The organism is Anaeromicropila populeti (assembly GCF_900112775.1).
Taxonomy (GTDB): Bacteria; Bacillota; Clostridia; order Lachnospirales; family Lachnospiraceae; genus Anaeromicropila_A; species Anaeromicropila_A populeti.
The window spans coordinates 321,780-347,945 of record NZ_FOYZ01000001.1; the positions used below are offsets into that span (position 1 = coordinate 321,780).

Below are 26,166 nucleotides of genomic sequence, written 5' to 3' on the forward strand. Positions count from 1 at the left end.
GATTGTATTTTTTTATATACATAATATTTTTATAAAAAAAGGTTGACAATTCCTTTTACGTATCGTATTATTGTATTAAGCACTTAGTACAGTGGTACACGTGATAGAAATTAGTATTCTTATTACTGCCATCTACTATTATGACCAATAAATCTATTTTTATGAAAGGATGATGAAAATGCCCTGGATTTTAAATTCAGACAGACCAATCTATCTTCAGCTGGTGGAACATTTAAAATATCTTATCATATCTGGTAAGTTCCAGTCAGGTGACAAAATACCTTCTGTCAGAGAATTAGCTGCTGAAGCCTCTGTTAATCCAAATACGATGCAAAAAGCACTGGCAGAATTAGAACGTGAAAACTTAGTTTATACAAACCGTACTAGCGGACGGTATATAACGGAGGATAAAACCATGCTTCAGACAATGAAGGCAGACCTTGCTAAAAAGGAAATTAAAGATTTTTTAACTAAAATGGAACACCTTGGATTTCAAAAAGATGAAACGGTTACTATTTTACTTGAATTGACAAAAGACGAAGTCCCAGTCCTGTATCACTAAAATTTTAATAAAGGAAAGAGAGGTTTATCTATGGAAAATATTCTCGAATGTAGAAATCTTGCAAAAAAATATGGCCACTTTGTTGCTCTGTCCGATGTAAATTTAACTTTACAGCGTGGTAAAATTGTCGGACTGTTAGGACCAAATGGATGTGGTAAAACAACACTAATTAAATTAATTAATGGGCTGCTGGAGCCAAGTAGTGGTGAACTGAAAGTTGCCGGAAATATACCTGGTATGGAAACAAAGAAAATAGTATCTTACCTTCCAGACCGGACCTATTTGAATAACTGGATGAAAATAAAAGATTTCTATCAGTACTTCGCAGAATTCTATTCTGATTTTGACATTGCAAAAGCTTATGATATGACTAGCCGTTTGCAGATTAATCCGAATAATAAGTTAAAAACACTTTCAAAGGGAACAAAGGAAAAAGTACAGCTCATTCTTGTCATGTCAAGGAAAGCAGATTTATACTGTCTGGATGAACCAATCGGCGGCGTAGACCCTGCTTCAAGGGATTATATTCTTGACACGATTATAAAAAATTATAACGAAAACGGCACTGTACTTATTTCAACTCATTTAATTCAGGATATTGAAAATATTCTGGATGAGGTTGTTTTTATCCAGAGCGGAATGGTAAAATTACACGCCAGCGTTGATGATGTCCGTATTAAGGAAGGAAAATCAATTGATGCGTTATTCAGGGAGGTATATAGATGTTAGGAAAATTATTTAAATATGATATGAAAGCAGTAAGCAGAATTCTGCTGCCAATATCCATTTTTGTAATTGTTTATAGTTTTATTGCAGGTTTTCTTTTAAATTTTGAAGATTATCCAACGCCAGTACGTATTGTAGCCGTACTTGCTTTAGTTGCATACTTTTTATTACTAGTTGCTTATGCTATGTCTGGCTACTTTGTTATTGCACATAATTTTTACAAAACAATGGTTACCGATCAAGGGTATCTGACACATACATTACCAGTTAAAATTTCTTCCATTATTTTTTCAAAATTATTAGTAGCATTTTTATGGTCTGTCATTATCGTCATTGTGTTTTGCATTAGTATTCCCCTACTAATATTTTTACAAGTTGATTTTCGTGAAATTCCGATACGTGAAATGATTGAGTTCCTTGGTTCGTTTGATGTTAGTTATACTTATACAGTTATTATCTTCATTTTGTTAATGATAGGTTCCCTATTTGTAAGCCAGCTTATGATATTTGCTGCCATTGCACTGGGACAACTACTTCAAAAACATAAACTGCTATTTTCAATTATTTTTTATTTTGGTTTAAGTACAGCAATACAGACTATTTACTCTGTTATTTTAGGAATCCTGTCAATTGGGCAGATCGATGTACTAGAGACAGAATACCTTCCAGATGTTTTGTCCTTTTATAACATTTATCTAACCGCTGCATTTTTTATTAATGCTCTCGTATTTGCTGGGCTGTTCTTCTGCACCAAATACATTTTTGAAAAGAAATTAAATCTTGAATAAATATTTTTTATTACAAAAAAAACAAAGGATTCCTTTACTGGTTTCCTTTGTTTTCTTTCTATAAACATTTTTAATTATAAATCAATCTTTCCAGAGTCAGGAGTGTCATTAATTACATAATACACGGCGCCCTCTTCTGGCTTAATATATGCATCCAGTTTCTTAATATCCTTTTCTTTGTTCCCCTGAAGAACCCAATCTGCCTTTATATTTTCAACGATATCGTCATGCAAAACTTCTTTGCCAGCATATTGTATGTACATAGATACTTTTGTATTTACCGTTTTCTTAGAAGCTGTTGCAACGGGTTTTACTGCTTTTACTGGTTTAACCGCTTTTTCAGTTTTTGTCTTTTCCTGCTTCACAGTCTTCTTAGTTGTTTTCTTTGGAGTTGTTGTCTTTGGAGTCGCTGTTTTCTTAGTTGCCGTTTTCTTTTCTGCTTTTACTTCTGTTTTCGCTTCTTCTACTGGTTCTTCTGCTTTATTCTGCACTGATTCCTTCTCTGGTGCCACAGCTTCCACCTCTGATTTTGTCTCCACAAGCTCTACAGAATCCTTATCTTTTTCAACCGCTTCTGTTACAACTTTTTCTTTATCCATAATAATCATCTCCTCCTTTTCGATACACGCAGTATCCTAATTAAAATAATATACCCACTAACACTATTTTTCAAGTATTAAGTGTAATATAAATCAAAATTTATCCATCTAAAAGCTATTACTAGAATGGAGCAATTTCCTAGCACAGTAACAAAGTGTGTGTTCCACTCACTCTCGCGGTTTTAATCAACTATAAGGAACACACACTTTGCCGCGCCGTGGGGGTGTGGCTGTCCTTTAGCCACAATATTCCTTACCCACAAGTGCGCATCATCCTGCACCCTATTTTTTAGGGTGCTTTTTTATGTGCTAGGAAATTGTTCCACATTTCCTAGCACATAAAAAAATAAGGCACTGAACTACCTGCTTATCAGGATTGATCCAGTACCTTATTATTCACAAGATAACTATCTTCTACACGTTATAAAAACTGGGCTACCAGGATTCGAACCTGGAGATGCTGGAATCAGAATCCAGTGCCTTACCGTTTGGCGATAGCCCATCAATGTAAGTGAACCTCACTCACGAATGATATTATAACCTACTCTTTTAAAAAATGCAAGCACTATATTTATTTTTTTTCACTATAGCAGTAAAAATTTTTTTGCATTTTCTCCCAGAATCATTATCTTCTCTTTTTCCGATAAAGGCAGCTGCTGAACAGCCTTTACCATTTCCTTTTGTCCACTCCATGGTGAATCTGTACCAAAAAGAATTTTCTCCGCTCCATGACTTCTAATCATTCGCACCATCTGCTGAGGATTCATGTACCCAAATGAAAAACTAATATCAAAGGATACATTTGTCCCTACCAAATATTTTTCTACATCATCCCATTGTAAATAGCCACCCATGTGCGCCAGAACGATTTTTGAAGTATCTGCTTCCATTCCTGCCTGCTTAATCATGTTGTATGCCTTATCCGGCGGGCAATGTACTGGATATGGAAGCCCCTTATCTACACCTGCATGAATAGAAACGATTAGATTACGGGAAAGTGCATACGTAATGATATTAATATATTTTTTATCATCTATATACGTGTTTTGAAAATCAGGATGCAGCTTAATTCCTTTTAATCCATACTCACAGATTTTATCAATCTCATCTCGAAAGCATTTTGTTTCTGGATGAATCCCTCCAAAGGAGATTATACCTTCTCTGTCTGTAATACTTGCTGCATATTCATTTACAGAAGTAAACTGTTCTGGCTTTGTTACAACTGGTAAAATCACCGACCAATCAACTTCTGCTTCCCTCATGGATTGCTTCAATCCTAATAAGGTACCATTAGTAGCAGCCTTAACCTCTACCATTTTTTCCAGCTTTTTAATTGTTCTCTCCGCAATGGCTTCTGGAAAAATGTGCGTGTGAAAATCTATAATCATACCATACCTTCTAACACTTTTCTATTTATAAATCTCTGGGAAAAAATCATACCATTTGGTGCTGCCAGTTCGTCCATAAGTTCATGTACCGTTGTCATTTTATTTAAACGATATACATCTTCCCCGCAGAAAATCAATCCATTATCCAAGTCTCCCACAACTGCATTGGTCAATGCCTTGGTAATGCAATAAGGAGTTTCCTTTGGTTTACATGGGACAATACAGTTAAAACATTTTGTAATCGGTTCCCGTTCCTTTTTAATCCGCTCCAAAAAAGTATTCTTAATTGCTCTGCCAGGCATTCCAACCGGGCTCATTACAATAACGATATCTTCTTTTTTGGCATTTATATATGCCTGCTTATAAGCATCTGAAGCATCACATTCTTCTGTCACTACAAAACGGGTTGCAATTTGTACCCCTTTTGCACCTAGTTCCATGCAATGTACAATATCTTCATGAGTAAAAACGCCTCCTGCTACGATAACAGGAATCGAAACCTGATACTTTTCCTCAAATACAGATACAGCCTTTATTATATTAACGATTTCCTCATCATAATTTGTCTGTTCTATATTCGCAAGCTGTTCCACTGTAAATCCCAAATGTCCACCAGCCTTAGGTCCTTCTATCACTATAAAATCCGCTGTACGTTTATACTTTTTATCCCATAAGCTCAAAATAACATTAGCCGCTCTGACACTAGAAACAATTGGTGCAATTTTGGTATTAGTTCCTTTTACATATGCAGGTAATTCAACCGGCAGACCAGCACCTGATATAATTACATCAGCACCACCTTCAACAGCAGCCTCCACATATCTTTTGTACTGCTGTGTTGCTACCATAATATTAACGCCTACCACTCCACCTTCTGCAATTTCCTTTGCCATACGTAAATGCTTCTTAATTGCTGACAGATTCGTTTCAATTGGTTCGCTTTCAAATTCAGGTTCATCATATCCAATCTGCGCTGTAGAAATAATACCTATTCCACCTTCTTTTGCAACTGTTCCAGCAAGCCGGTACCGACTGACTCCAACACCCATTCCACCTTGTATAATCGGTATTCTTACCTTCAAGTCTCCTATCACTAACGGTTCTAAAATCATGCTGTCGCCTCCAATAAATTATTTTGACTTCCAAAGTATTTAATTGTATTATAGTTCATTAGAGTTTTAATGTCAATATATAAAAGTTAGTTTTACCTTTTTTAATGGTTTTTAATACTACATTACATGGATTTATTTTCCATCATCCTATATCCAAGGAATTGCACTTAATAATTTTCTAGTGTATTCTTCTTTTGGGTTTTCAAAAAGTTCCTGGCGTTCTGCAATTTCTATCATTTTTCCCTGATACATGACACATATCCGATCACACATCTGGTAAACTACATTTAAATCATGTGAAATAAATACATAGGATAAATCAAAGGTTTTCCGAAGTTTCAATAAAAGTTTAAGAATTTGTGCCTGAATCGTTACGTCCAGAGCAGACACCGGTTCATCCAAAACTACCAGTCTGGAATTGGTTATTAACGCACAAGCTATGCTCACTCTCTGCCTCTGTCCACCACTCAGTTCTGAAACATACCTGTTCATATGTTCTTCCTCTAAGCCAACTTCTTTCAGCATCTCCATAATCTTCTGCTGTCTTTGCTGTTTCGAAAAGCCCCCTTTTAATTTTAAAGGTTCTTCCATAAGCCATTTGATTTTTTTAGTAGGATTCAAACTGGAAAATGGGTCTTGAAACACCATAGCAGGTCTTTCTCCAAATGTATGAATCGTTCCCTCCGTCTGTTCCAGCAGACCCAATACCGCCTTTGCCAGTGTTGATTTTCCACATCCACTTTCTCCTACAATACCTACAATCTCACCTTGTGCTACCGAAAAGGATATATTATCAAGAATCTTTTTCTTTGCGTTTTGACCAAAAAGATTTTTTTGTTCCAGGTAAAAACCATTTAACTGCTTCACTTCCAACGCCTGCTTCTGCTCCGTTATAGACGCAGCTTGTATTTCATCCTCTTGCTGCTCAAACTGATTTATTCTGTCACGTCCTGGAACTGCTGACAAAAGTTTTTTTGTATACTCTGACTCAGGGTTTTCAAAAATCTTCTGTATACTGCCTTCCTCCTCAATGAAACCATTGCACATAACAATAGCACGATGACAGAGATTTTTAATTATGCCCAGATCATGAGATATAAAAATAACTGCTGTTTTGTATTCTTTATTAAACCGCTGTATTAGTTTTAATATTTGCTCCTGCACCGTAACATCTAATGCTGTGGTTGGTTCGTCCGCAATCAAAAGCTTTGGCTTCATCACCATTGCCATGGCAATCATAACCCTTTGGCGCATTCCACCAGAAAGCTGATGTGGATATTTTCCAATCAGTAATTCTGAGTTCTGTAATCCTGCTTCTTCTAAAATGTCTAACACTTTCTGCTTTCTCTCAGTCTCATTAATCGAACTGTGTAATAAGAGCATCTCTTCAATCTGTGAGCCAATTTTCATTACTGGATTGAGTGAAGTCATTGGTTCTTGAAAAATCATAGAAATATCATTTCCGCGTATTTTACAGAATTCTTTTTTGGTACAATGATATAATTCCTTATCTTCAAAAATAATATTCCCATTTACTAATTTTGCTTCCTTTGAAAGCAATCCCAGAATGGAAAGTGCAGTCATTGATTTTCCCGAACCTGACTCTCCCACTATACCAAGGATTTCACCTTCCTTCACTGAAAATGATACATCCTTTACCACAACATTCATTTTTTTTCGTTCCCGAAACCCAATTTGAAGATGTTCTACCTTTAATAAGGTTTTTTCTGCTTCCTGCATCTATTCCTCACCTCTTTTCATTCACAAGACTAAAGCCCAATACGGTAATTATAATAACCATACCTGGGGCAACGGCATACCATGGAGCTGAAAATAAATAGGCCTGTGATTCTGACAGCATCCTTCCTAAGCTGGCATCAGGCGGCTGTACACCCAGACCAAGATAGCTCATTCCTGCCTCTGCCAGCACCGCGTTGTTAAATCCTATTGTAATTGCAGAGGCAACTATGGAAAATGTATTAGGCAGAATGTGCACAAACATAATTCTTCCATGTCCTGCTCCCATAATCCTTGCGTTTTTCACATAATCCATTTCCTTCTGTGTTACAAACTCACTTCTGACCACCCGCACAAAACTCGGAATAAATGCTATGCCTAGTGCAGCTATGCTGTTATATTTTCCTATTCCAATTATGCTAATGAAAACAAGTGACAATAACAAGCTTGGAAATGCCAGCAGCACATCATTCATTCTCATAATAATTTTATCAAGGATCCCACCAAAATATCCTGTTATAGCACCTAAAATAATTCCAAAAAAAGTACCAATTCCCACTGTACAAAGAGCAATGAGAAAGGTTGTTCTGCTTCCTGCCATCACACGGCTTAAAATGTCCCGCCCAAAGTTATCTGTTCCAAACCAGTGCGTCCAACATGGCGCTGTATTTTTTAACGCTGCATTCATTTGATTGGGATCGTAGGGGGTATAAAAAATCCCTGTCCCTACAAATAGTATGGCAAGCCCTGCCAGAAAACAGCCTGCCCAAAAGCTCCCTTTTCTTTTCCTTTTCATATGTTCCTCCCTTATTATAAGGTTTTAACTCTCGGATCAATGTAGTGATATAGTAAATCCACCAGACCATTTAGCAAAATTACTACAATAGCAATGTAAAGCACAATTGCCTGTACTACTGGGAAATCCCTGTTTGAAATAGCTGCTACTAAAAGCCTTCCCATGCCTGGAACACTGAACACCTGCTCAATAATAATGCTATTCGCCAGAACCTCCATAATGATAATTGCCAGAAAAGTAATGACTGGGAGCAGTGCATTTTGAAAAGCATGTCTATATAATATCTGGTGTTCACTGTTTCCTTTGCTTCTGGCAGTCCTTACATACTCCATACCAAGCTGCCTTACAATTGAATTATGCAGAAACTTCACCAGCATAGCTGTTTTGGGAATGGCAATTGCTGCTGCTGGAAATATCAGATATCGAAAAAATCCTCCTGGATTTTCAGAAAATCCAACATACTGTCCTGGTATAAACCACTTTAATATAACACCAAATACAAGACTGATAATCATCCCCAGGAAAAAGGAAGGAATGGCCATCCCGATTTGATTGGCTATTGTAATTAGTTTTTCAGGTAATCTGCCATCCCACCTGGCAGCAAGAATGCCTAATGGAGCAGACGCTGCTAAAATTATTAAAATAGCTGTCATACCAAGCATAAGCGTAACTGGCAGTCTTTCTCCAATGAGAGTTCTTACCGGCACCCGGTAGCTAAAAGACGTTCCAAAGTCCCCCCTTAACGCATTCACTGCCCATTCTCCATACCGTTCTAGCAGGCTCTTATTCAGTCCATATTGTTCTCTCAATGCCTCCACCTGCTCTGGGGATGCATCTATACCCAGATTTGCTGTTGCACTGTCCCCTGGAATCACCTGAAATGCAAAAAATGTTACAATGGAAATTATAAATAATGTAATCATTAAGGTACCTGCCTTCTGAAAAGCAAATTTCATCACTGGCACTTCCTTTCCTTTTTATAGAACAAAGTTTATATTCCTCACACTCTCGCGCTTTTAATCATCTATACAAAAATGCCCCTGTGCCATATAAAATCCAGCACGGAGCATCTTGGTTTTATATCCTACTCTTCCATATAGTAAACATGAGCCATATCCTGCACATAAACTGGGTAAAATTTATATCCTCCCAGCTTTTTGTTTACTGCTACCATTAAAGGCGGATCTTGAAGATAGACAGAAGCACTGTCTTCTGCTAAAATCTTCTGTAGTTGATAATAATATTCTATTTTTTCCGTCTCGTTTGTAGATTTTATTGCCTTTTCAATTATCTCATCATAAGCAGCACTGTTGAAATTCATAAAATTATTAGAAGCCGTTGACGTATACCGCTCCATCAAATCCCTTGGTGATAGTTTAGCATCAAGTCCAATAATGGTGGATTGATAATTTCTTCCTACATAAACCTCCTCCAGCCATGCAGACCACTCAACTAATTCAATCTCAGCTGTAATACCAGCCTGCTTTAGCTGCTCCACTATAATTTGTGCTGTATCTACATGAAACTGATAATTAGAAGGTACGGTAATGGTAAAGGTAAACCCATTTTCATAGCCAGCTTCCTTTAAAAGTTCCTTAGCTTTATTGACATCATAAGGATAGTAATCTTCCAACTCTGCCAAATAATATTTTGACAAGCCAGAAAACATATTACTTCCTAAAATAGTCCCTTTACCACCAGAAACCATATCAATAATTCCTTGCTTATCTATAGCATAGTTTAACGCTTCTCTTACTTTTTCATTCGTAAATGGCTCTGCTTTATTATTTAAAAATAATGCCTGAACCAAATTCATATGTCCTGTTTCAATACGAAATGTAGTTTCCAGCTGCTTTGCCTGATCTTCTGTTAAGTATGGAAAAATGTCTATTGCTCCTGCTTCCAGCTGTAGAAAAGCTGCATCTGTATTGGAGGAAATCTGAAATTTCACTTCATTCAGATACGGCAGGGCGCTGTCCCAGTACTCTGCATTTTTTTCCAGTTCAACACTTTCCAATGGCTGGTAAGACTTAAATTTAAAGGGTCCTGTTCCTACAGGCTGTGTTGCCTGCTGGTCATAATCACATGGAATAATTGCGCAGGTAAGATAACCAATTAACTCAATGTCACCTTCCTTTAAGACAATCTCGATGGTCTTTTCATCTTTTGCAGTCACTTCTTTTATATTAGCAAGCGCCGTTTCCACCTTCACCTCAGCATCTGTTGTTTCAAGCAGTCCGGCACAACGTTTTATCGAGTAAATAACATCTTCTGCTGTTACAAGTTTACCATTGTGAAATTTCACACCATCTCTCAGAATAAAGGTATATACTGTTCCATCCTCTGAAATCGTGTAATCACTTGCAACTGCTGGTACTAAATTCCCTTCCTCATCCGGTTTTACTAATCCTTCAAAGATGTTAAATAAAACTTCCTTAGTTCCTGCCGCTACTGCCTTATGTGGGTCAAGACTGTCCAAATCCTGCGTAATTCCAACAACTACAGAGCCTCCATAAACTGGTTCTCCCAAAGAATCGCTTTCGCTTGACGGAGCTTGTGTTTCTGCTGTACCACTTTTACTATCCGTATCGCCTTTACATCCGTAAAGTGCAAGAGATAAAAAAAGTGCAGCTGCTAACAGAGTTAGTATTTTTCTTTTCTTCATTTTACTTGTCTCCTTATTGCATCTTCTTTATTTAGTTTGTCGGCTTTTACCGCTTTTATATCATAAATCATATAAAAACATTTTGCAATATTTTTTTGTCAAAAAATTCACACAGTACCATAGCTTCTATTTATTTCATATTCTACTTGACAACTATATCGACAAGCGATATACTTTATTATATCGACAAGCGATATAACCTTTGCCGATATACTTTAAATAAGGAGGCATTTAAATTGTCTGATTATAACGAACGCATTGCCTTAACAGAAGGTGTTTTTTATATTCTGATTTCTCTAAAAGAGCCGCTTCACGGATATGGAATTATGCAAAACGTGGAAAAGTTAAGCAATGGCAGAGTATCCCTTGGTCCTGGTACTCTTTATGGCGCGTTAAATTCTCTTTTGGACAAAAAATGGATTACTGCCTGGGGAAACACCGTTAATTCCAGGAAAAAGGAATATGTCATTACAGATACTGGAATTGAAGTAATAAAAAATGAATTATCTAGATTAGAAGAGCTGATTCAGAATGGTAGAATTTTTCTGGGAGGTATTATTTAATGGCAAAACAATTTTTTACCAAATGGCGTTTTTTTTATAATTACGAAAAGGAAACGGTATGGCTTAATAAAATGGCACAGGAGGGATATTTATTAGTTGATTACTGGTGGACCCGCTATACCTTTGAAAAAGGAATCCCTGGTTCCTATGTATATGCACTTGAGTTTCTGGAACATATGCATACCCATCCAGAGAGCCAACAATATATTGCATTTTTAGAAGAAATGGGTGTTGAAGTGGTTGGACGCTACATGCATTGGATATCGGTACGAAAAAAAACAGAAGATGGTCCTTTAGAGCTTTATACGGATACGGCATCCCAGATAGAGAAACTGAATAGAATTTCCAAATGGTGGATTTCCTTTTCCATACTAGAATTTTCAATTGGATTATTTGAATTAATGCTAAGTATCTTTACTGCAATATCTGGAGAGACCCATTCGGTTTTTCCTTTCACCACCTTTGTTCTACTCACTTTTTTTGGTTTTGTTTTTCTATTGCAAGCAATACCATTATTATATAAAAAGAAACAGCTGCAAGCTAAGAGCAATATTTATGAAAAATAAAAAATTAGTAAGAAAGGATCGCTTATGAAATTTGAAGTAAAACAACTTTATAAATCCTTTGGAGAAAAGGAAATCCTTCACGGAGTATCCTTCGCATTAGAAAGTGGTACTGCAATGGGCCTTCTGGGGAGAAATGGAGCAGGTAAGACAACTACCATCCGCATATTAATGGATGTTTTCCGCGCAGACAAAGGAGAAATTCTTCTTGACGGAAAACCATTTATCAGCCGTAACCATCAAATTGGTTATTTACCAGAGGAGCGTGGACTATATCCAAAGAGAACGGTCATGGAGCAAATGATTTATCTGGCTAAATTACGGGGTACCTCTTCTTCTGAAGCAAAGAAAAATTCAGACTACTGGCTGGAAAGACTGGAAATCACCCAATACGCTGGTAAAAAATTAGAAACGTTGTCAAAAGGAAACCAGCAAAAGGTACAGTTAGCTTCCACTCTTGTTTGTAATCCTGACATAGTAATACTAGATGAGCCGTTTAGTGGATTAGATCCTGTTAACTCCCAGATTCTTCAGGACGTTGTAAAAGAACTGATTGCAGATAACAGACTGGTTATTTTTTCAAGTCATCAGATGAGTTATGTAGAGGAGTTTTGTGAAAGTATTGCTATTATTAACTTTGGTGAAGTGGTACTGTCAGGTGCCATAAAAGAGATTAAAAAAGATTTTGGTAAAAACCAGCTTGTTCTTTCTGCTGAAAACTATGATACTGCTGCCTTGGAGGCAAAATGTAAGCAGGAACTATCTGCTTATATGATTCCTATGAATGCAAAGAGGGACTATCTGATTTTAGAGCTAACTCCTGGCACAACAAGAAACCAGCTCCTGGAAGCCCTGCTTAAAACAGATATTAGTGTGGAGCATTTTGAAACCTATAAACCATCATTAAATGATATTTTTGTAGCAAAGGTAGGGAATGAAAAATGAGAAAATTTTTAACCGTTTTGCAATTTGAATTAGTAACCTATTTTAAAAACAAGACTTATATTATTACTACTGTGGGCGTTGCTTTATTAGTAGCCGTACTTATGTTTCTTCCTAACTTTGTTGATATTTCCAGTTTGTTAGGTACAGATGATACAAAAATTGAAAGTATCATTGATACCCCTGACACAGATTCTGCTACTGACATTCAAGATTCCCGTGTGATGGCTATTTATGATGAAGCTTCTGTTATTACAGATGAGAGCCTGTTGGCTGCCCTTTTTCCAGCCACCAGCTGGCATAACGCATCTAGTGTGGACGAAGTAAAGGAGCTGGTAAATAAAAGTGAGGCTGAAGCTGGTTTTGTCATTCATTCTGCTACTAGCTTTGACTTTTATGTTCTGAATAAAAGTCTGTTTAACAATTCCAGTTCCCAGTTTCAGACTATATTGAGTACCCTTTTAAAGCAAAAATATTGTGAAGAGCATGGACTTAATGTAGAAGAATTAGATTCTGTTTACTATGCACCAATTGAAGTAAAGGAACAGGTATTGGGAAAAGACTCGGCACAAAACTACTGGTACTGCTACGCTCTTGTAATATTAGTATTCATGATTGTTATTCTTTATGGAAATATGATTGCCATTTCGGTTACCTCTGAGAAAAGCAATCGTTCCATTGAAGTTCTAGTAACCAGTACAAATCCTGCCTATCTGCTATTTGGTAAAGTAATTGCAGGTTGTATTGCCAGCCTTCTTCAATGTGGCATTATCCTTGGCACCACATTAGCAGGTTATCAGTTTAATGCGGAAAAATGGAATTATCAGCTTGATATGTTTCTAAACATACCTGGCTCAGTACTTATGACTTTTTCATTATTTGGTCTTGGCGGCTTCCTATTTTTTGCCTTTATCTATGGTGCTGTTGGTGCATTGGTTTCCAAAACCGAAGATGTTTCCAAAAGCTCTGGTGGAATCCAGATGATTATTATGATCGTATACTTTGCCGTTCTATTTCAATTACAAAATGTGGATGGCATTGTAATTAAAGTTGCCTCCTTTTTACCAATCAGCTCTTACAGTGCAATGTTTGTCCGAGTAGCTATGGGTAAGGTTGCTGCCTGGGAAGTAGCTGCCTCCCTAATTCTTTTGTATGGTTCGATTTTAGGCATTGGTATTCTAGGAGCCAAGATTTACCGTATGGGAACCTTACGCTATGGCAATCCAATTAAATTTACACAGGTTTTTAAGTTTCTGAAGCAACAATAATTGATATATTGTATAACAAATACTACCCATGTAATTTTTGACAGTTTTCTACAAAATATTGATTTTTTCTCCCATCGTGTTATAATCAAAACATAGCTAGTTCAATAATACATCATTGGGGGAAAATTGAATGACAAACAACTTAGAAAATACTTACTCTGAAACCGTTTCTGATATCGAATTAAAGGATATAATAGACTTAGACCTGCTGCAAAAATTTTTAGATAACTTTGCTGAAAGTATGAATCTTGCCAGTGTTGCAGTGGATGCACAGGGGAACCCTGTCACCAATCCAAGCCGTTACACCCGGTTTTGTAAGAATTATACCCATTCTACCAAAGCAGGTGACGACCGGTGCGCTGTTTCCCATAATAAAGGTGGTTTAGAAGCTGCACGCTTAAAACGTCCCTATGTATACAAGTGCCATGCTGGATTAATTGATTTTGCTGCCCCAATCATCGTGGAAGGCAAACTAATTGGCACTATATTAGGTGGACAGATTCTTACTTCAGCACCTGTGGAATCTGAATTCCGACAGGTTGCCCGTGAAATCGGCGTTAATGAAGAAGCATATGTAGATGCTGCGAGGGAAGTTTATGTTTCTACAGAAAGAAACGTGCAGGCGGCCGCAGAGGTATTATTTATTGTGGCAAATGCCTTATCACAGAACGGTTATCAAAAGCTGAAAATGAAACAGATGAGCAATACTTTAGTAGAAAATTTCTCACAAATTTCTGCTACTATGGAAGAACTTGCCGCCTCATCTATTTCCGTAAATGACAATCAGTCATCTTTGAATCAGGAAATTTTACAGGTAAAAAACATCTCAAATGAGATTAATTCCATTTTGAAATCAATTAAAAATATTGCCGACCAGACTAAAATGCTTGGTTTAAATGCAGCAATTGAAGCAGCACGCGCTGGTGATGCAGGAAGGGGTTTCTCTGTTGTTGCAAGTGAAATCCGAAATCTTTCTCAAAATTCAAAGGAAACGGCAATAAAAATTGAGAAGCTGACTGCTGATATTCAGTCTTCTGTGGATAAAACACTTTCTATCTCAGATTTAACCATGGAAAATTCAGAACAACAGTCATCTGCAATAGAAGAAACTACTGCCAGCATTGAAGAGGTTTTAGCATTAACCACTGAATTTAGCAGTCTTGCTAACGAAGAATAACAGTAACCACCTATAGGGAAGCAGATAACTGTACATTCCGTTTATCTGCTTCCCTTTTTGCTATATTTATTCTGGTATCCATTGACATTTATTCATAACATGGTATCATAAAATTAGTAAGATAGGGTATTATAATAAAATTACAAAGGTGGGGACTTACACTATGGTAAATAATTTGGGGAACGCAAATCAGGAGGCAATTTCTAAGCTTCAACTGAAGGATGTTATGGATCTGAATCTGCTGCAAAAATTTTTGGATAACTATACAGAAAGTATGAATCTTGCCAGCATTGCAGTAGATTTGAATGGAACACCTGTTACCAAACCATGCCATTTTACCAGATTCTGCATGGATTACACTCGTGGCTCTAAGCTTGGTAAGGAACGCTGTATGGAATGTGACCGGAGAGGCGGAGAAGAAGCGGCGAGGCTTGGTAAACCTAGTGTTTACAAATGTCACGCTGGTTTAATTGATTTCGCTGTACCAATCATGGTGGAAGGTGTACAGATTGGTTCTATTCTGGGTGGACAGATTTTGCCTTCTAACTTTGATGAAAATGAATTTCGGAAGACAGCAAGAGAAATGGGTATTCATGAGGATGAATACATTAAAGCGGCTCATGAAGTGTACATATCTAATGAAAAAAGTATTCATGCTGCTGCTGAAGTGCTTTATATCGTCGCCAACACTCTTTCACAAAATGGATATCAGAAGTTAAAATCTCAGGAGATCAGCCATACCTTAGTTGAAAACTTCTCCCAGATTTCTGCTACTATGGAAGAGCTGGCAGCTTCCTCTATAACAGTTAATGACTATCAGAGCACATTGAACAAAGAAATTATGAATATTAAAAGCATTTCCGATGAAATAAATGCTATTCTAAAAGCAATTAAGAGCATTGCTGACCAGACTAAAATGCTTGGACTTAACGCTTCTATCGAAGCTGCCCGGGCAGGAGATGCTGGAAGAGGCTTTTCGGTTGTAGCTGGTGAAATACGAAATCTTTCACAGAATTCCAAAGAAACGGCAATAAAGATTGAAAAGCTGACTGCTTACATCCAGTCATCCGTAGATAAAACACTGAAAATTTCCGACTCTACCATGGATAATTCCAGAGAACAATCTGCTGCCATCGAAGAAACTACTGCCAGCATTGAAGAAATACTAGCGCTGACTACAGAATTTAACTCCCTGGTAAACTAACACGAATAAAAGTTATGCGCACTTGGCAACGGTGTCTTTCTACCCTCCCAAGTGCGCATTTTTGTACCACTTATCACCATCTGCTTTCTTTTCCAAAGGCAGATACCAGTGCTGCCAGTATAGAACCTAGAAAAATAAAGAAATCTCCAATATTGAACACAATTTTTTTTAACATCTTAACCTTAGGAAGTGTCAAATAATCCACAACATATCCTCGAACTGCCCGATCATATACGTTGCTTCCTGCACCTCCCACAAGCATTGCCAGCCCGGTCTTTAGGAAATAATTTCTTTTCTTGGGAAGCAATAGAGCAAATCCCATCAAAACAGCACCCAAAAGAATCCCCGACACTACCAATACAGCTTTCGGATAATCTTCCATAAGATTCAGACATGCACCTTTGTTATACTGCTTGGTTACTTTAAGTTTTCCCTTAAAATACGTCCTTTCCTCGCTATCCTTCCACTGCTTCTCTATCTGATTTTTCAGCAGAATATCACTTATAAAAATAAGACCTGCTATGATAACAAAAATCATATGATTCCCTCCTCTTTATCTGAAACTAAGAGTTTTTCGTACTCTTTGGCTTCTGTTTCATTTCCAAGTCTTCTATAACATTCTGCCAGCCTTGCAAAGGGAAATTCCTTCCCATAACGAATATTTAAAATACATTCTGTCTCGAATGCTGCATTATAAAACCAAAGCACCGCTTCTGCGAAATCAGATTTTTGATAAAAATATTCTCCTACTTCAAAACAGATTTCAGATGAAGACTGGGTTGCCACCCCTCTTAGAGCATATTTTAAAAGTCTGTTCATATCATTTTCTAACCGCCCCGTCTTTACTAAAACACAGATGGCTTCCAGCACTTCCTCCTCACTGCGCAGGGAATCTGAGGCAGATGCCTCAAAAAAGTCTGCTGCCTCAATGAAATCCTGCTTCTCTCCTGAAATAAATAATTCTTTGGCATACATATTATGTAGCTTCTTTGATAGCCCGTTTCCATCCTGCATAATTTTTTTAAAAATGCCAAAGTCTCGTTTGCTGTGATTGCTAAGAGGCAAATGTTGTATTCTGATTTCAGAATCAAAAATAACTGGCTCCAGATTTACTGCCTCGTGAACTGGCTCCACCCACATAAATTCCCTTAGTCTTTTATATAACTTAGGTCTGTATTCCTCATCAAAGTTGTACGTGGTTCCAAATGCCAGCTGATTTGTATAATACATCTGAACAATTTCAACTTCTGGAACCATGGCTTCCTTTAGTATCCTGAATTTTTCCCGATTCTCTTCATCTATGACCTCATCTGCATCTGCAACATAAATATATTCTTTCGATGCCTTAGTAAAACTAAAATTTCTGGCAGCGGAAAAGTCATTATTCCATTGAAAATCATAAATTTTATCGGTGTAACACGCGGCAATTTCTTTTGTCCTGTCAGTAGAACCCGTATCCACAATAATAATTTCATCCATTAAATCACAAATACTGTCCAAGCAGCGGGCGAGAACCTTTTCTTCATTTTTTACAATCATACAAAGGCTAATGGTTATCATCTCATCTATCCCTCATTTTGAATTTATAATCCTATCATACAATACTATACTGCCCAAATACAAGATGAAAATTCAAAAAGAACTAAGTTGACTGTCTTTCAACCAATGTAACGGGAAGTGTCACCTTATTGGGAACCACTTTGTTCTCCGCAGCGTCAAGCAACAAGGAAATTGCCATCCCTGCCATTTCCTTAATAGGCTGATGTATCGTTGTAATACTTGGGGCTGTTAAAGAAGCTATCAGTACATCATCGAAACCAACAATTTTTATCTGCTCAGGAACTGCAATTTTTAACTTGGCACAAACCTGTAAAATCTGTGCTGCAATTAAATCACTACTTGCAAAAATCCCATCAATATCTGTATGGTTTAACAACACTTCCTCTAAAAACTCATTATAATAACCTGCATTATATAATTTGAAATCTGTCTTCACTTCCAGATGCTCTACTCGCTTTTCATTACAGACCTCTACAAATCCAACTTCTCTGTCATCAGCGGGCATAGAAATTCCACTTACCCCGCTGATATGCACTATTTTTTTACACCCGCATTCAATTAAATGACTGGCAGCCAGCCGGCCTCCTTGTAAGTTATCACACTCTACAGCAGCTGTGCCTCCTTCCAGATTTCTTTCAATCGTAATGAGGGGTACATTAATTCCCTGAAAGGACTCCATTGCAACCGAACCACTACACAAAATAACACCTGCCACACGGTTGCTGATACACATATCCAAAAATTCCATTTCCTTTTCATCTCTGTCCTTGGAATTAAAAAGTAAAATCTTATGCTTCTTCTTGTTCGCAGCATTTTCAATACAGCTGATTAATTCTGCAAAATAAGGATGCCTGATATGGGGAACAATAACTCCAATTGTATTGGTTACCTGTTTGGACAAAGAACGTGCCACTTCATTTGGCTGGTAATTCAGCTTTTTCATTGCTTCATATACCTTTTTCCGTGTTTCCTCACTAATATAGCCTCTGTTGTTTAATACCCTGGAAACAGTACTTACCGTAAGACCTGTCTCTCTTGCCACATCTTTTAAGGTTGCCACAATCCCCCTCCTTCGTTTCTCTATAAAATTTCATACACCTTTACCTGTTCTAAATATCTGTTTTTAATTGAGATATCTCCCGTTTCTTCCTTTGATTCTGCTTCAAATACTGCATATATTATACCACAGCCAGCAGTTATTTCAATCATTGCCTTGTCAAATATAATGGAGAAATCTTTCAATCCCTCTCCTATGTTTACTACCGTTTCACCAACCATTAGAATTCCTGTAAGTGGATGATATACTATTTTATTCTGATATATGTGCCATTCCATACTTTCCAAAATTGATTGTTCCGTAATAGTAAGTATTGTATCTATTTTTATAGCACACTCTTTGTTTTGTTCTAACTTTATCCAGTTGTTTTTCTCCTGCTTTTCAACTGCAATTTCATTTTGGCTGGCTATTAATTCCTCTATTGGCTGCTGGCTTACATACCATTCGCCATTTTTTTCAATCAGCGAAAACTCTCTTGGAATTCCCATGGCTCCTCTATACCTTTTGAAACAGCCATTTGTCCTAAGCCATGGAATGGATATTACCCTGCCATCCAGATTAGATATGGTTTGTGCTGCATATGGTAACTTTGTTTTATAGGCCGATTTTCTGTTACCATCGGTTATAAACTGATATCCATCAAAATCTCCCATATAATAATATCCATCTGCACACCAGAAAACCCACTTACTTCCTCCTGACGAAACTGGCAATTGAAATAAATCAGGACATTCAAACCCCTTTTGTAATGTTAATCTTTGGCTTAATTCCCAGTTTTCCAAATCCACAGAACGTAATATAGCAAAATCATTTTCTTCTAGCCAGAGACACATAATATATGCCTTGGTTTCTTCATGCCAAAAAATTTTAGGATCTCTGTTTTCTTTGCAAATAGTGGGCACAACTGCCTTGTCCATTTTTATTAATGTATTTCCTTTGTCCAGACTATATGCCATTTTCTGTACTGACAATTTCTCTTTACTTATCTGATTAATTCCACCTGCTGCCGTATAAAAAAACAGCAGGGAATCCTCTGGCAGATTCATTTTCCCAAGCTTGTTCACCAGTCCGCATCCAGAAAATATCATACCATCTTCATCTGGAAGCAAGGTAGTATCCTTCTGGTGCCAATGCAGCAGGTCATCACTGACTGCATGTCCCCAGCTCATATTATCCCACTGGGTATCAAATGGATTATATTGAAAATACATGTGATACTGACCTTCGTAATAAACCAGCCCGTTGGGATCATTCATCCAGCCATATTGGGGAGTAAAGTGAATATGAGGACGCTTCACCTCACTATTTTTCACCTGGACATCTGTATGCACAGCATTCATAAATTCTTCTGGAACATTTCCCACTAACGTAAGCATTTTACCCGTATATTGACAGATTGGAATTGCTGCCAGATAGTCCGCTTCATATTTTCCATTCTCCACTTTTCCAACTGGAATCTGGACTTCTGTTAATATAGTATCCCCAATATAAAGCAAAACAGGAGTTTTGTCCTGTTCTGCCTGAATTGGGAAAATCAAATAGCTATCTTGTTCCGTAATCTTAATTTGCTTTTTCATAGATTCCCTCAAAATAATTTTTTTGTTTCTTTAGTTTCTAAATCCGTATAATAAATAATCATTTCCTTTGATGCAAAATCTGCCTTCAGCACCGCAGAATATTCTCCATTGGTTCTTTGTATTATTAATTTCTCATCTCCACATGGAAGTAAGTTAAATTCACCATCAAATGCAGGATGACTGTTCCGGAATTCCATCAGTTGAATCAGTTTTTTCACAACAGGTCTCTCAACTTCCTGTTCTATTTCATCTAACGTATAATAATGCCTGTTAATATTTCTGCCAACCTTTGTTTCTTCCAGCAGCTTCAAATCATTTTTTCCAGCCAGCAGTCCCACATAATAAACCTGTGGAATCCCTGGTGCAAAAAACTGTACAGCTCTTGCCATCAAATAAGAAGCATCATCATCTCCAAGCGCAGAAAAATAGGAGCAGTTGATTTGATAGATATCTAAATTGTTGTATGCAGCTGTATTATAAACTTTCTTAACATTTGCCCCGTACTGAAAAATATCTTCCTTTGTCCTTTCAACTTCTTCCTCTGGAAGTAAGTCCTTCACATCCACTACACCAATTCCGTCATGAGTGTCCAAAGTTGTAAATTGCTTTCTAGGACATATCTCCAGCCAGTTTTTCAAATACTCTGTTTTGTTATAATACAGTGCATGAATGAGAAGCATTGGAAGTGCAAAATCATATACATAATAATCCTTCTCTTCAATTTTTTTCTGCATCGTATAATGTTCATGGATTTCTGGCAATAGTTTCACACCATATCCTTCTATTATTTTATCACATTCCTTTAAAAATTCCCATACATCTGGTTCAATAAAGAAACAGCTTGTACCTGCTTTTTTTGTTGCATAAGCAAAAGCATCTAACCGTATAATGGCTGCTCCATGCTGGCATAAGCAATTTAAATTATCTTGAATAAACTCTTTTGCTGTTTCTGATTTACAATTAATATCTATTTGTTCTTCATCAAAAGTACACCATACCTTTTCTGTTGTTCCATCTGCAAAGTCTGCATCTACATAAGGTGCTCTTGGCTTTCTTTTGTAAATAACATCTACTTCTTCCTGGGTTGGCTCACCATTATCCCAAAAGTCCTTATATCGTATAAATAAATCTCGATACTTTGAATCGTCCTTATATTTTAAGAAATCCTTATAATACTCACTCTGTGCTGAAATGTGGTTAATCATATAATCAAACATTAAGTAATACTTGTCTGACAATGCCTCAATATCTTTCCAGTCTCCAAATGCCGGCTCTACTTTGTGATAATCCACTGGAGCAAAGCCTCTGTCTCCAGACGATGGAAAGAATGGCAAAATGTGAACTCCTGCAACTGCTTTACTAAAATATTTTTCCAGAACAGTGTTTAAATCTGTCAAGTTATTCCCCATAGAATCCGCATAAGTGATAAGCATAATTTTATTTTCTAATTTTCTCATAATTATCCCTATTAGCATCGCTTTGCTGCGCTTACTAATACATCCTTTCCTTGTAATCCGCTCTCTCTTATAACTTTACCGCACCTGCCACAACACCACTAATAATGTATTTTTGCAGGAATAAATATAAAATCAAAATCGGTGCAACTGTTAACACCAAGCTTGCCATAATTGCGCCGTAATCCGCAGAGTAAGTACCATAAAAAGCATATGTGGAAAGTGGAAGTGTCATAATTTCCTTTTTACCAAGTACTAAGGATGGTAATAAGTAGTCATTCCAGAATGCCAGCACATTTAAAATAACCAGCGTAGAAGTAATTGGCTTTAGCAGTGGAAAAACCACCTTAAAAAATGTCTGAAGCTTTCCGCACCCATCTAGATAGGCTGCTTCTTCTAATGAAATTGGAATACTGCTTTTTATAAATCCCTGATAAATAAATACAGACATACTCATAGCAAATCCAACATGAAAAAATACCAAGGTAAATCTGCTGTTTAGCATGTGTAATTTTGCTCCATAAATAGAAACTAAAGGTATCATAATTGCCTGAAATGGAATAATCATGGAAACTGCCATCAGGGAAAAACAGATCGTTGAGATTCTATTTTTTGACCTTACAAAATAGTAAGCTGTCATCGATGCTAAAATAATAACAATCAATGTACTTAATCCTGTAACCATAAAGGAATTTCCAAAGCTTCTTAGATAATTCATTTTATCAAATGCTGCTTTATAGTTGTCCAGCATAAACCCTTTTTCAGCCAAAAAGGAAAATGGACTTTTTATAATATCTCTTTTATATTTAAAGGAGTTTAACACAATCAGTACAAATGGTACCATGTAAAACGCAAATGCGGCTATCATGGAAATAAACAGAAACAAATCTATTGCAACTCTTTTTGTTCCGCCAATTTTTTTTCTTCCATTCATTATGCCTCAACCTCCTTTTTCTTTCCTATATAAATTTGTATACCACTAATAATTGCCACTAATAAAAATAAGAATAATGCTTCTGCCTGACCCACTCCATAGTTTCTGGCAGTAAATGCTTTTTCATATACATGCATGGCAACCAGCCGGGTAGAGCCATATGGTTCACCACCAGTTAATGTAAGATTAACATCGTATACCATAAATGCTCTTGATAATGTTAAAAACAAACAGACTACAAATGATGGTACCATAAGCGGCATAATAATGCTTTTCAGTTTTTGAAACCCTGTAGCGCCATCAATACTGGATGCTTCTAAAACATCTGTTGATAATCCTGTAAAACCCGCAATGTAAATTAACATCATATACCCAGATAACTGCCATACTGTTACAATTACCAGGGACCAAAATGCCTTGTCTGGATTGGATAACCAGGAGGCACTAAAAATTCCCCATCCCGTACTTTCCCCAATATCTACTAGAACTCTTGAAAAAATAAACTGCCATATAAATCCTAATACTACACCACCAATTAAATTGGGTGTAAAAAATCCTGTCCTAAAAAAGTTCTGGGCTTTTACACCATTTGTAAGGATATAAGCCAGCATGAAGGCAACTACGTTAACTAAAACAACTGAAAACAATACATACTTTAGTGTCAAACCCATAGATGTCCAAAACTCTATATCTTTAAATACTTCTATATAATTGGCTGCACCAACTATATTTTTTACCTGCTTCACACCATTCCAGTCTGTTAGTGTAAGATAAAAACCATATATAAATGGCACCATTACAACCAATAGAAAGATAGAGATTCCTGGCAATGCAAATATAACAAGATTTTTCAATTTATCCATAGGTTTTCTACCCATAGTTCCCATACCAACTCATTCCTTTCTTATAGTAATTGCCAGGCAGATAACTTCCTGGCAATTACCATTTAAATTATTTCTGTGAGGTCCAATACTCTTTTAAGCTTTCTGTTAATTCTTCTCTTGTACTTTCTTTTGCAATGTATTTCTGCATAGCTGCACCCATTACACTCCAGTGATCGGATGGAGCAACAAAGGAGGAACTAAATGTATTTCCTGCTATCATTTTATTTTTAATATCCATTCCCAGTGGGTCTAGTGGATCATATGCATTATTTCTGCATGCTGGAATAATTCCGCAAGTTTCTACCAACATTTTTTGTCCATTGGTATTATAAACCATCCAGTTTAAAAATTCCTTTGCTGCTGCCTGTTCTTCTTCTGTAGCCTGTACTTTATCAATCATAACCTGTTTGGAAGGCGCTGCCTGAATTCCGTTATTAGCAAAATCCGCTGAATCATTTCCTAACACGAATGGAAGGAACCCGTATTCGTCTTCTGTAGATGCTCCAGCCTCTGCAATATTTGGCCAAGCCCAGCATCCATTTGCCCAGATAGCCGCATCACCATCTGCCAGGAAAATAGGATCTTGTTCATATAAAGCTCCTAATGGATCTTTTCCATTAATGTTATATTCTAATAACAAATCCATAGTATCCAGGAACTGACTAAATCTTTCATATTCAGCTGGATCCTGTGCACCACTTTTTAAATTCGCAATTAATTCTGCACTTCCCGCAGTTGTTCCGTCATAAGTATCATAAATAAATCCTAATTGATGCGCACCTAAGGACCAGTCCTCTTTTGAAATAACCACTGGATTCTCCATTCCTTTTTCTCTTAACTGCTCTAACAAAGCTTTTAAAGCATCATAAGAATTAATTGAAGCGGAATCAAATGTTGTACCTAATGTGTCTTCAATTGCTGTCTTATTATAAATAAGACCTCTTCCTTCAACACAGAATGGAAAACTATATACTTTTTCATTCACCTTTGTCACTTGATCTGCACATTCAGAAATCCATTTTTCTTCTGATAAATCCAGTGCATATTCTTCTGCTAACGCCACGATATCTGTAGTATCAAGCATTGCCATGGTAGGTGCTGTGCCTGAGTTATATGCGGATGTAATTTTGGTATAAGGTACTTCTCCCGTACCGCATGCCATAATTTCCACTGAAATTCCTGTTTCATCTTCAAAAGCTGCTGCCATCTCTTCTAGTCCGGATTGAATCTCACCTTTACTATTCAAAAATGAAATTTTAACTCCTGATAAATCTGTTGTTCCTTCTGTAGCCCCCTGAGCCTCTGTAGTAACTACTTCTTCTGTCTTCTCAACATCTTTTTCAGATGTTCCACTGCTTCCGCATCCCGTAAATAAAGTAAATGTCATTGCTGTTACAGATAATAATGCTACAACCTTTTTCATCTTTTCTTTCATAAGTTCCCTCCAAAATTACTGTAATTTTATCGTTGCTAACTAATCATGATTTGTTGTATCTTTATACTATCACATGAAAATATATATGTCAACCGTTTGATATACTTTTTATCTAATATTTTTTATATATTCCATCATATTTTATGCATTTATTCTAAAACCAATTCCTTGTTTCCCCTATTTACTTGCTATATTTTGAAATAAATTATTTTTATCTTGTATGTTATATATCAATCGGTTGATACCTATGGCAGAAGAAATGACCGCCATAAACCTTCTAAACGGTACTCTGGCGGTCCCCCTACTTTACTTTATTATTTACAATGCTGGCAGGAACTACATTCTCCACATGGTACACTATCTATGGCTTCCTTACTTACAAAGGAACGGAAGCGGCAGGTGCTTCGAGAAAAATCCATTCTTTTCCCGTCAGAATCTATTATATAGATATTGTCACCATTAAAGCCCACTTCAATTGGTACCACCACCATCTCATCCAGTTCGAGCATACTGGGACGTTTTTCAGGTTCAATGATTACAAGCTCATTGTTTTCTAATATGATTTCAACTCCACTTTGGACTGTTTTCAACCCTCGTATCGCTCCATTTTCATAAAATTGCAGTGAATTTTTGTCTCCGTGAACCCCAATTGGTCCATTATCATATGCTAAAAAAACTCCCAACGGAGTTTTAATAACGGAAGGTCTTATTGGTTCCAGTGATTTGATTGCTCCCTTTTCATAAAATGAAATTCCTATCCGGGCATCAATCGACCCAAATAAAGTAGGTATTGAAACACATTCATTTTCCCATAAGGTAATACTTTTCAATTGTCCGCCTGGATAAAAGCAAAGACATGCCACCTTTACCGTAATATCCCCCCATGCCAGCGGAATTGTAATTTCTTTTAAAAGAGCTCCTTCTTCCTCTACAGACCAGAAACCGCTTATTTGGCCATATCGAGGAAATACCCTGTGAATTTCACCAGATTCATAAAATGTTACAAACTCTGCTTCTATTTTTCCGATTTCTGTTATTACAGGAGATGGTGCCTCCATATATACACTTTTTAATTGTCCATCCAGATAATAATCCACTGATTTTCTATCCTTGGTTCTTGTTTCCTCAAAACTAAATTTAGGAATCCACGAACCGTATTTTGTTTTTATTTCCAT

At 36.8% G+C, this 26,166-nt stretch carries 25 protein-coding genes and 1 tRNA gene; 9 read left to right on the forward strand and 17 right to left on the reverse strand.

Annotation, left to right across the window (positions count from 1 at the left end):
- The first annotated feature begins 178 nt into the window (after positions 1–178).
- The 3 genes from BM305_RS01475 to BM305_RS01485 are packed head-to-tail and all read left to right on the forward strand — an operon-like array spanning position 179 to position 2,076.
- A complete protein-coding gene (locus BM305_RS01475; protein ID WP_092558913.1) occupies positions 179–562 on the forward strand; it encodes a GntR family transcriptional regulator in 384 nt (127 codons plus the stop codon).
- Between the two features lie 30 nt (positions 563–592).
- Positions 593–1,291: an ABC transporter ATP-binding protein gene (locus BM305_RS01480; RefSeq protein ID WP_092558914.1), complete on the forward strand. Its 699-nt coding sequence runs from the start codon at positions 593–595 to the stop codon at positions 1,289–1,291.
- Positions 1,285–2,076 (forward strand): hypothetical protein, encoded by a 792-nt coding sequence (locus tag BM305_RS01485; protein WP_092558915.1) that lies wholly within the window; start codon positions 1,285–1,287, stop codon positions 2,074–2,076. Before BM305_RS01480 ends, BM305_RS01485 begins: the two co-directional genes overlap by 7 nt.
- Before the next feature lie 74 nt (positions 2,077–2,150).
- Here the strand turns inward: BM305_RS01485 and BM305_RS01490 are convergent, their stop codons facing one another.
- The 8 genes from BM305_RS01490 to BM305_RS01525 form a co-directional block, all read right to left on the reverse strand.
- Positions 2,151–2,675: a DUF6465 family protein gene (locus tag BM305_RS01490; protein WP_092558916.1), complete on the reverse strand. Its 525-nt coding sequence runs from the start codon at positions 2,673–2,675 to the stop codon at positions 2,151–2,153.
- A 430-nt stretch (positions 2,676–3,105) separates the two neighbouring features.
- A tRNA-Gln gene (locus tag BM305_RS01495) sits at positions 3,106–3,177 on the reverse strand.
- Between the two features lie 82 nt (positions 3,178–3,259).
- Positions 3,260–4,063, reverse strand: coding sequence for an amidohydrolase family protein (locus BM305_RS01500; protein WP_092558917.1), 804 nt, complete (start codon positions 4,061–4,063; stop codon positions 3,260–3,262).
- Positions 4,060–5,175, reverse strand: a complete 1,116-nt coding sequence (locus BM305_RS01505; protein ID WP_092558918.1) for an NAD(P)H-dependent flavin oxidoreductase — start codon at positions 5,173–5,175, stop codon at positions 4,060–4,062. The genes BM305_RS01500 and BM305_RS01505 overlap by 4 nt, the downstream gene beginning before the upstream one ends.
- Before the next feature lie 147 nt (positions 5,176–5,322).
- Positions 5,323–6,915, reverse strand: a complete 1,593-nt coding sequence (locus BM305_RS01510) for a dipeptide ABC transporter ATP-binding protein (RefSeq protein WP_092558919.1) — start codon at positions 6,913–6,915, stop codon at positions 5,323–5,325.
- A 7-nt stretch (positions 6,916–6,922) separates the two neighbouring features.
- On the reverse strand, positions 6,923–7,708 hold the full coding sequence (locus BM305_RS01515; protein ID WP_092558920.1) for an ABC transporter permease: 786 nt from the start codon (positions 7,706–7,708) through the stop codon (positions 6,923–6,925).
- A 14-nt stretch (positions 7,709–7,722) separates the two neighbouring features.
- Entirely contained in the window at positions 7,723–8,664 is a 942-nt protein-coding gene (locus tag BM305_RS01520; RefSeq protein WP_092558921.1) for an ABC transporter permease, read from the reverse strand.
- 128 nt (positions 8,665–8,792) lie between these two features.
- The gene (locus tag BM305_RS01525) at positions 8,793–10,373 is read right to left on the reverse strand and encodes an ABC transporter substrate-binding protein (RefSeq protein ID WP_092558922.1); all 1,581 of its coding nucleotides are present in this window, start codon (positions 10,371–10,373) and stop codon (positions 8,793–8,795) included.
- Between the two features lie 236 nt (positions 10,374–10,609).
- On the opposite strand from BM305_RS01525, the gene BM305_RS01530 reads away from it, so the two are divergent.
- The 6 genes from BM305_RS01530 (at position 10,610) to BM305_RS01555 (ending at position 16,090) form a co-directional block, all read left to right on the forward strand.
- Positions 10,610–10,936, forward strand: a complete 327-nt coding sequence (locus tag BM305_RS01530; RefSeq protein WP_092558923.1) for a PadR family transcriptional regulator — start codon at positions 10,610–10,612, stop codon at positions 10,934–10,936.
- Positions 10,936–11,502, forward strand: a complete 567-nt coding sequence (locus BM305_RS01535) for a DUF2812 domain-containing protein (RefSeq protein WP_092558924.1) — start codon at positions 10,936–10,938, stop codon at positions 11,500–11,502. Before BM305_RS01530 ends, BM305_RS01535 begins: the two co-directional genes overlap by 1 nt.
- A 24-nt stretch (positions 11,503–11,526) precedes the next feature.
- Positions 11,527–12,444: an ABC transporter ATP-binding protein gene (locus BM305_RS01540; RefSeq protein WP_092558925.1), complete on the forward strand. Its 918-nt coding sequence runs from the start codon at positions 11,527–11,529 to the stop codon at positions 12,442–12,444.
- Positions 12,441–13,709, forward strand: a complete 1,269-nt coding sequence (locus BM305_RS01545) for an ABC transporter permease (RefSeq protein WP_092558926.1) — start codon at positions 12,441–12,443, stop codon at positions 13,707–13,709. The genes BM305_RS01540 and BM305_RS01545 overlap by 4 nt, the downstream gene beginning before the upstream one ends.
- 130 nt (positions 13,710–13,839) lie before the next feature.
- Positions 13,840–14,886: a PocR ligand-binding domain-containing protein gene (locus tag BM305_RS01550; RefSeq protein WP_092558927.1), complete on the forward strand. Its 1,047-nt coding sequence runs from the start codon at positions 13,840–13,842 to the stop codon at positions 14,884–14,886.
- 163 nt (positions 14,887–15,049) lie between these two features.
- Positions 15,050–16,090 (forward strand): PocR ligand-binding domain-containing protein, encoded by a 1,041-nt coding sequence (locus BM305_RS01555; RefSeq protein ID WP_092558928.1) that lies wholly within the window; start codon positions 15,050–15,052, stop codon positions 16,088–16,090.
- Between the two features lie 73 nt (positions 16,091–16,163).
- On the opposite strand, the gene BM305_RS01560 is transcribed toward BM305_RS01555, so the two are convergent.
- From BM305_RS01560 to BM305_RS01600, 9 genes are all read right to left on the reverse strand, one after another.
- Positions 16,164–16,628 carry a signal peptidase II gene (locus BM305_RS01560; protein ID WP_092558929.1) on the reverse strand — a complete coding sequence of 155 codons (465 nt, stop codon included), beginning with the start codon at positions 16,626–16,628 and terminating at the stop codon, positions 16,164–16,166.
- Positions 16,625–17,650 carry a glycosyltransferase family 2 protein gene (locus BM305_RS01565; RefSeq protein WP_092558930.1) on the reverse strand — a complete coding sequence of 342 codons (1,026 nt, stop codon included), beginning with the start codon at positions 17,648–17,650 and terminating at the stop codon, positions 16,625–16,627. The genes BM305_RS01560 and BM305_RS01565 overlap by 4 nt, the downstream gene beginning before the upstream one ends.
- Before the next feature lie 82 nt (positions 17,651–17,732).
- Complete coding sequence (locus BM305_RS01570) at positions 17,733–18,710, reverse strand: LacI family DNA-binding transcriptional regulator (protein WP_092558931.1); 978 nt, start codon at positions 18,708–18,710, stop codon at positions 17,733–17,735.
- Positions 18,711–18,730: 20 nt separating this feature from the next.
- Complete coding sequence (locus BM305_RS01575) at positions 18,731–20,284, reverse strand: glycoside hydrolase family 32 protein (RefSeq protein WP_092558932.1); 1,554 nt, start codon at positions 20,282–20,284, stop codon at positions 18,731–18,733.
- An 8-nt stretch (positions 20,285–20,292) separates the two neighbouring features.
- Positions 20,293–21,741 carry a sucrose phosphorylase gene (gene gtfA / locus BM305_RS01580; protein ID WP_092558933.1) on the reverse strand — a complete coding sequence of 483 codons (1,449 nt, stop codon included), beginning with the start codon at positions 21,739–21,741 and terminating at the stop codon, positions 20,293–20,295.
- Positions 21,742–21,808: 67 nt separating this feature from the next.
- Positions 21,809–22,672 carry a carbohydrate ABC transporter permease gene (locus tag BM305_RS01585; protein WP_092558934.1) on the reverse strand — a complete coding sequence of 288 codons (864 nt, stop codon included), beginning with the start codon at positions 22,670–22,672 and terminating at the stop codon, positions 21,809–21,811.
- Positions 22,672–23,535 carry a carbohydrate ABC transporter permease gene (locus tag BM305_RS01590; protein ID WP_242940425.1) on the reverse strand — a complete coding sequence of 288 codons (864 nt, stop codon included), beginning with the start codon at positions 23,533–23,535 and terminating at the stop codon, positions 22,672–22,674. The genes BM305_RS01585 and BM305_RS01590 overlap by 1 nt, the downstream gene beginning before the upstream one ends.
- A gap of 88 nt (positions 23,536–23,623) precedes the next feature.
- Positions 23,624–24,991, reverse strand: coding sequence for an ABC transporter substrate-binding protein (locus tag BM305_RS01595; RefSeq protein WP_092558935.1), 1,368 nt, complete (start codon positions 24,989–24,991; stop codon positions 23,624–23,626).
- Between the two features lie 314 nt (positions 24,992–25,305).
- Positions 25,306–26,166, reverse strand: coding sequence for a hypothetical protein (locus tag BM305_RS01600; RefSeq protein WP_092558936.1), 861 nt, complete (start codon positions 26,164–26,166; stop codon positions 25,306–25,308).